We start from the raw sequence: 7,314 nt of genomic DNA on the forward strand, positions 1-7,314 counted from the left end.
ATGACAATAAAACAATTGGTCAAAGAGATTGAGGCGCAAACTGACTATTTGGTTGTGTTTCGGGATCAGGATGTGGATGTCAACAAGACTGTTTCTTTTAACACAAAAACAGCTACAGTTGCAGACTATCTAGAAATGATTACTAAAAACACAGGTATTAGTTATCAGTTTGAAAATAACTATATTACGTTATTGTCTACCTCTTCTAAATCTGTAAATCAAGAGAAAAAGAAAAAAATAAGTGGACAAATAGTTGATACTTACGGTTTAGCGGTTATAGGGGCAAATGTTGTAGAAAAGGGAACGACGAATGGTACGATAACGGATGTAGACGGAAATTTTTCTTTGGAAGTCGATGAAAACAGCACGTTGGTTGTAAGCTATATTGGGTATACTCCACAAGAAATAATCGTAGCAAATAAATCAAATTTTAGTATTAAATTGAAAGAAGATACCGAAGTATTGGATGAGGTTGTAGTGGTAGGTTATGGAACAGCGAAGAAAAAGGATCTTACAGGAGCTGTTTCTAGTGTAAAAGCCGAAAAATTATCAGCTCAGGCTCCTCGAAATGTACAAGATATTTTACGTTCGAATGCCGCTGGTTTGAATATTGGTATAGCTACTGATGCTAAAGCTGAGGCTGATTTATCTGTTCGGGGTAAAGGTACTTTATCTGCGGGCAGTTCACCTCTTATTGTTTTAGATGGAGTGATTTATGAAGGAAATTTGTCAGATATAACTCCTGAAGATATTGCAAGTGTAGATGTTTTGAAAGATGCGAGTTCGTCTGCCGTATATGGAGCAAAAGCCGCAAATGGAGTTATTGCAATTACAACAAAAAAAGGAATTCAAGGGAAACCTGTGATTAATTTCAATGCAAATATCTCTTTTGCAAAATCTGCGAATCAACCTAAAATATTGGATGCTGAGGGATTCTTGAAATTTAGGCAGGATTATAATGAAGGGAGAAATTCGGATGAATATTTGGCTAAATATCCTCAAATATTTGTAAATCCATTTAAGCTACAAGGTGTCGATCCGCTTGTTTGGTATAATTATGACCAAAGTGTACCTGCCACATCTGTCACTGATAAACAATTGGAAACTCAATGGTTATCCCGTCTGAATTTACTGACTCCTGAAATTGATAATTATTTTGCAGGTAGAATTACGAAATGGGATGATCTTGTATTTCAAACGGGATTACAACAAGATTATACAGTTAGTGTATCGAATGCTACAGAAAGGACTTCGCAATATTACTCATTGAACTGGGCGGATAGGGAAGGTATTATTACCGGAGATAAATATACAAATTTTAGAGCAAGAATGAATGTGAAAACAGAAATCACATCATTCCTTTCTGTAGGTATGAATGCTCAATTTTCCTCTCGAAATGAAGGCTTTTTGAAGTGTCTTTGGGAGCAAATGACTATGATTTCACCTTATGGAGCAAATGAGGTGGATAATTTAGAAAGCCCTTATAGACGAAATCCGACAGGAATGGACCCTGTCAATCCTTTCTATGATAATATGTATACAGAAAGGAAAGATTTGTATCAGAATTTAAATGCAAAACTGTATGCAGAAGTTAAACTTCCATTTGGAATCGAATATACTTTGAATTTCACTCCTTACTATAGTTGGCATGATTATTATAATCATTATTCATCTGAAGGAGAAAAATGGGAAGCTATAGGAGGAGCTTCAGTTAGAACGAATACTAAACAGTACAGTTGGCAAATAGATAATATCATTCGCTGGAAGAGAGAATTTGCTCAGAAGCATAAAGTAGAAGTCACACTGTTAGCGAATGCAGAAAAAGCTCAGTATTGGTCCACTACGGCAGAGGCTCAAGGATATACGCCTAATGATGTTTTGGGATATCATCAGTTGCAATCGGGATCAGTACAAAAAGTATCAAGTGATGATACGTATCAAACAGGGGATGCTTTAATGGCTCGTCTATTTTATTCGTTTAATAACAAATATATGTTGACAACTTCTATCCGACGTGACGGATATTCTGCATTTGGAAAGAAAAACCCTCGAGCAACATTTCCTTCTGTCGCTTTAGGATGGGTTTTTACTCAAGAACAATTTATGCAACAAGCAAATTCGTGGCTGAATTATGCAAAATTGAGAATTTCTTGGGGAGAAAATGGAAATAGAGATATTGGCCAGTATGCAGCATTGGCTCAAATGAAATCAAGTTTGAGACCTTATATTGACCAAACAGGCAATATTTATACAATTTCTCAGATGTTTGTAAATACGATGGCAAACCATAATTTAAAATGGGAAAGAACTGCTGCGTTTAATTTTGGTTTGGATTTCTCTTTATTCGATGAATTGTTGAGTGGTTCCATTGAAACTTACGTATCTAAGACAAATGATTTGTTAGTAAAACGAGCATTACCCGATGTTACTGGTTTTAATAGTGTAACTGCCAATTTGGGGCAGTTACAGAATAAAGGATTTGAATTAACTTTAAATGCAAATATTATTAATTCAAAAGATTTCAAATGGTTCGCTTCTGGTAATTTTTCTTTAAATAGAAGAAAAATAAATAGCCTTTATGGTGATATGGTCGATGTTTTGGATGAGAATGGAAATGTTATTGGACAAAAAGAGTCGGATGATGAAACCAATAAATGGTTTATTGGTCAAGATCCGGATCGTATTTGGGATTATGAGAGAGCTGGAGTCTGGCAAAAAGATGAACGTGAAGAAGCTGCGATTTATGGGTGTCAACCTGGTGATTTTAAATATGTCGACCAAAACGGAGACGGTATCATGAATAATAAAGATAAAGTTTTTCAAGGATATACAACTCCTCGTTTTCGTTGGACTTTGAGGAATGAATGGACTTATAAAAATCTCTCATTATCGGCTGTCTTATATTCTTATTTAGGACATTACGGCGCTTTTCAAAGGGCTGCCAATAATTATTCGTTTCCAGATAGAACTTCGGACTATGATTTCCCAAGATGGACGGCTACAAATCCAATAAATGATTATGCACGTATTGGCTCAAAGAACATAGGAACTAATTATGTAAATAAGTCATTTGTACGTTTGGAAAATGTGACGTTATCTTATCATTTTCCGAAAGAGTGGATAAATAAATTTGCTATACAGTCTTTACGTTTATCGGGTAGTATTCAGAATGCTGCAGTTTTTGCTCCTCATTGGAATTTCTGGGATCCAGAGAGCGGCTCTGTTACTCCTCGTACGTTTAATTTAGGTATTAATGTTACATTGTAAAAATTAGATTATGAAAAGTAGGAATATATATATATGCGTTGCTGTAGCTTTTTTATCGCTCAATTCTTGTACAGATAGTTGGTTAGAGCCTAAGCCATTATCTTTTCATACTCCAGAAGATACTTATGTTGGAGTTGATGGGTTTGAAGCTACTTTGTCTGCATGCGAAGCTGAAATGCACGATGAGTATAATGGAGATGGATGTGCCATCCTTACAGAGATGATACAATCGGATATTTGTGTGGAAGGAACTACTGATAAGGCTGGGCCTCAAATGGATATGGATAAATCTTTATTACCTGATATGCCTTTGGACAATATGGATTATACTCGTGTCGGATGGTATTGGACACATGGTTACAAAGCCATTAAATCTGCAAATATAATCATTGCTCGTATTGATGAAGGAAAATTTGCAAATGAAGAAGATAAGAGTCGGATTTTGGGACAGGCTTATTTTCATAGGGCTTATTGGTATTATAAATTAGTTCATCAATTCGGCGATATCCCTTGGTTAGATTACGAATTGGCAGAACCTAAGACCGATTTTTATTCTTACGACAGATGGAGTATTTTGGAAGAATTAAAAAGAAATTTGGAATATTCTTATCAAAATGTACCTGATAATGTCAATCGTGGGAAAGTTTCAAAAAGTGCTTGTGGGGTTTTGTTGATGAAAATAAATATATGCTTGGGATATTTTGACGAAGCAATACAAATAGGACAATCTATAGTAGCCGAACATCCATTAATGACAACTCGTTTTACATCAAATCAAAACAAACCTAAAACCAATTTAATGCATGATCTGCACAGTGTTGAAGCAAAAATGGATATATCAAATACCGAGGGGTTGATGTATATTGTATCATACCCTAATGCTCAAGGATCTGTAAGATCTCAATTGATGAGAAATACAATTCCACGTGTAGTTGGAGTTACGACCCCAGACGGAATGTCTGGAATTGTTTATACTGATAATGTGGAATCTCAATATGAAATAAATAAAACGTATGGAAGAGGTATTGGTAGAGCCCGTTGTACTAATTATTATCAGTACACAATATGGACGGAAAAGGAGAAAAACGATTTAAGAGGTGTTTATAATCGTGATAGTTGGATAAGTCCATCTGATTTGTATTATAATGATCCGACGTTAAAAACAAGTGGAAACATTTATTATGGTACACATTTGGTGAAAAACCCAGCAATGTCTGTAGAAGATTCTATTCGAGCTTGGTATCAATGGCCTCATTATAAACTATATGTACCTGATCCACTTTCTTCGAGTTGGTATTGGGGAGGTGAAACTCCTATGTATATTTATCGCTCGGCGGAAGTTTATCTATTGATGGCAGAAGCTTATTATTGGAAAGAACAACCAGCTAAAGTTGCAGAGATGTTGAATGTCGTACGTAATCGAGCTGGAGCAGAATCTTTGACCGCTTCAGATATTAATATCGGTTCAATTTTAGATGAACGGGCGCGTGAGCTGTATTATGAAGAAAATAGGCACGTAGAAATTACTCGTATAGCTTTTACTTATGCTCGTACTGGTAGAAATTGTGAATATTTTGGAAGAAGTTATAGTCTTGATAATATATCGGGACCCGGAGGTGCTGGTTCTAATATTAAACAAGAGGGAATCAATTTTTGGTATGATTGGGTAAATGCTAAGAATAATTTTTATAATAAAGGCATCAAGCATCGTTGGGCTGAATATAAAATCAGTGTCCATCATCTGTTATGGCCTGTTCCTGCATCAGCTATTAATGCGAATACGAAAGGGGTTATAAATCAGAATATCGGTTATCCTGGTGCAGAGAAAAATGTAGAGCCACTGAAAGTTGGTCAATTATAACAAATGGATGTTTTATTAAAAATAGAATGAATCATGAGATCATTTTCTTATATATTATTTCTTTCTTTGATTTGTAATTTTGCTTATGGTCAAGCGATCATAAAAGGAATAAATTATGATGAAAGTAAAGTCCCTGATTTTGTGCTGCCGGATCCTCTTATTTGTAATGACGGACAGCAAGTAACCACTGCGGATGAATGGGAAAAGGTAAGAAGACCGGAAATTTTAGAGATATTTATGTCTAAGGTCTATGGACGGACACCGACTGATAAAATCGATGTGTCTTATACCTTATTGGCTTGTGATCCTAAAGCAATGGATGGTAAAGCAACTTGTAAACAAATATTGTTCACTTTTACAAATGGGAAGAAAACAATAGATGCAATTCTATTATTATATATTCCTAACCATGTACAAGGAAGAGTACCTGTGTTTGTTGGATATAATTTTATGGGGAATCAAACGACAACATTAGAACCATCGATTTACTATTCTCCAGGATTAAGGTTTGTACATGGCAAAGATAGTCCCGTATGGACAAGAGGAGCGCAGAAAAACCGTTGGTGTTATGATAAAATATTAGAACGTGGATATGCTGTAGCGACTATGTGTTATCATGATATCTATCCGGATCGAGCAGAGTTGAGAGATTATAGTGTAGCTTCTCTTTTCCCTGATTATATATCAGGATCCAAAAATCATGATGAGTGGGAAGCAATTGGAGTTTGGGCTTGGGGATCAAGTCGTATTGTTGATTATTTGGAACGTGAGGGAAGAATAGATATGAGTAAAATTGCAATAATGGGACATTCCAGACAGGGGAAAGCTGCGCTTTGGTCTGGAGCTCAGGATTCACGTTTCAAAGTGGTCATATCGAATGATTCTGGTTGTGGAGGAGCTGCCTTGTCAAAAAGAGTTTATGGGGAAAATATTGCTCGCATAACAACTGTTCTTTCTCATTGGTTTTGCCCTGCATTTAGTCAATATGCAGGTAATGAAGAAAATTTGCCTTTTGACCAGCATGAGATGCTGGCTTTAATAGCACCACGCCACCTTTATGTAGCGAGTGCGGAAGGCGATCTTTGGGCTGATCCTAAAGGTGAATATTTATCTGCATATTATACCAATAAAGTTTATGAATTATACAAAATGAAAGGGTTGGACTCACCAGTTCCTCCGGCTGTTCATCAACCAATTATGAATGATGTAGGTTATCATATACGGGCAGGTAAACATGATGTGACAGATTATGATTGGGAGCGCTTTATGGATTTCTGTGATTTACATTTTAAGTAAATTGGATTTCCTGTAAAGATTAAAAAATGGAAATCTTGGATTTTGGTTTCTGAAGGAATATTTATTCATTATTCAACATAGCTTTTCAAAAACTTGATATACCTCTAAGAAACAGCACAGCGTAGGAGGCTAAGCTAGTATCTTAGAGGTATTTTCTATATAAGAATATTTGAATCTATGAATGATGATTTAGAAACAACCATCATACCATCATGCTTCTTGTGTAAAGGTTGAATATCAAGATATACAGCTATGATAGTTCTTATTTCAACTATCATGCAACTATCATAAATCAGCTGTTTAACCATCATTTTGGTCGTTTTTATCGGAAAATAGATGTACTTTGGAAGTGTTGAAACAGAATGTTTTTGAGAATGTATAAGCCTTTTTTGCCGGAATAAGGTACTTTGGAAAGCAAAAGACGTTAGTTCTTTTCCTCAAAATACGCGTATCAGGTTCATTTACACCCCCATCTGAGCGGTCTTGAGACCTGGGTCTGCAGGGGGGTGACACCCGGATCTCGACAAAAATATATAGCTATATTGCTGAGAATAAGCTATATGTTGTGTGTGAAAAAGCTATTATATCTATGATAGTATGATAGTTAAAAAAACATCCATCATGCCTGCTATCATTCTATGTAGAGATTGATATTCATTATATAAAAGGCAAAGCATGATGGTATGACAGTTGTTTTCGCAATCGAAATTCATCTCTTTGCAGAGATATGTACCTCCTTCATGTGAATCGGATTTGTGGATTTTTATAAAACCTCTACCACCCTCTCCAGGGCCATCCCGTGCGATCCCTTTATCAGCACATGATATCCTTCCAAGGGATTTTTGCGCAAGGCTTCGATCAGCTCCTCTGTTGTGGCATAGGTGGTGAAG

The 7,314-nt window shown here is 35.9% G+C and carries 3 protein-coding genes; all 3 read left to right on the forward strand.

Features of this window, described 5'->3' with window-relative positions:
* Positions 1-15: 15 nt before the first annotated feature.
* Genes BHV83_RS10905 through BHV83_RS10915 form a run of 3 tightly spaced genes read left to right on the forward strand, consistent with a single transcriptional unit; the run spans position 16 to position 6,424 of the window.
* A complete protein-coding gene (locus tag BHV83_RS10905) occupies positions 16-3,267 on the forward strand; it encodes a TonB-dependent receptor (protein ID WP_286757512.1) in 3,252 nt (1,083 codons plus the stop codon).
* 10 nt (positions 3,268-3,277) lie between these two features.
* Positions 3,278-5,128, forward strand: a complete 1,851-nt coding sequence (locus BHV83_RS10910) for a RagB/SusD family nutrient uptake outer membrane protein (protein ID WP_119216454.1) — start codon at positions 3,278-3,280, stop codon at positions 5,126-5,128.
* Positions 5,129-5,161: 33 nt separating this feature from the next.
* Positions 5,162-6,424 carry an alpha/beta hydrolase family protein gene (locus tag BHV83_RS10915; protein WP_005634514.1) on the forward strand — a complete coding sequence of 421 codons (1,263 nt, stop codon included), beginning with the start codon at positions 5,162-5,164 and terminating at the stop codon, positions 6,422-6,424.
* Positions 6,425-7,314 lie beyond the last annotated feature (890 nt).

It is taken from the genome of Parabacteroides sp. merdae-related_45_40 (genome assembly GCF_001915675.1).

Bases quoted from the DNA above. Each gene is read 5' to 3' on its own strand.
- BHV83_RS10915 (WP_005634514.1), top strand. From the start codon at position 5,162: ATGAGATCATTTTCTTATATATTATTTCTTTCTTTGATTTGTAATTTT.
- BHV83_RS10910 (WP_119216454.1), top strand. From the start codon at position 3,278: ATGAAAAGTAGGAATATATATATATGCGTTGCTGTAGCTTTTTTATCG.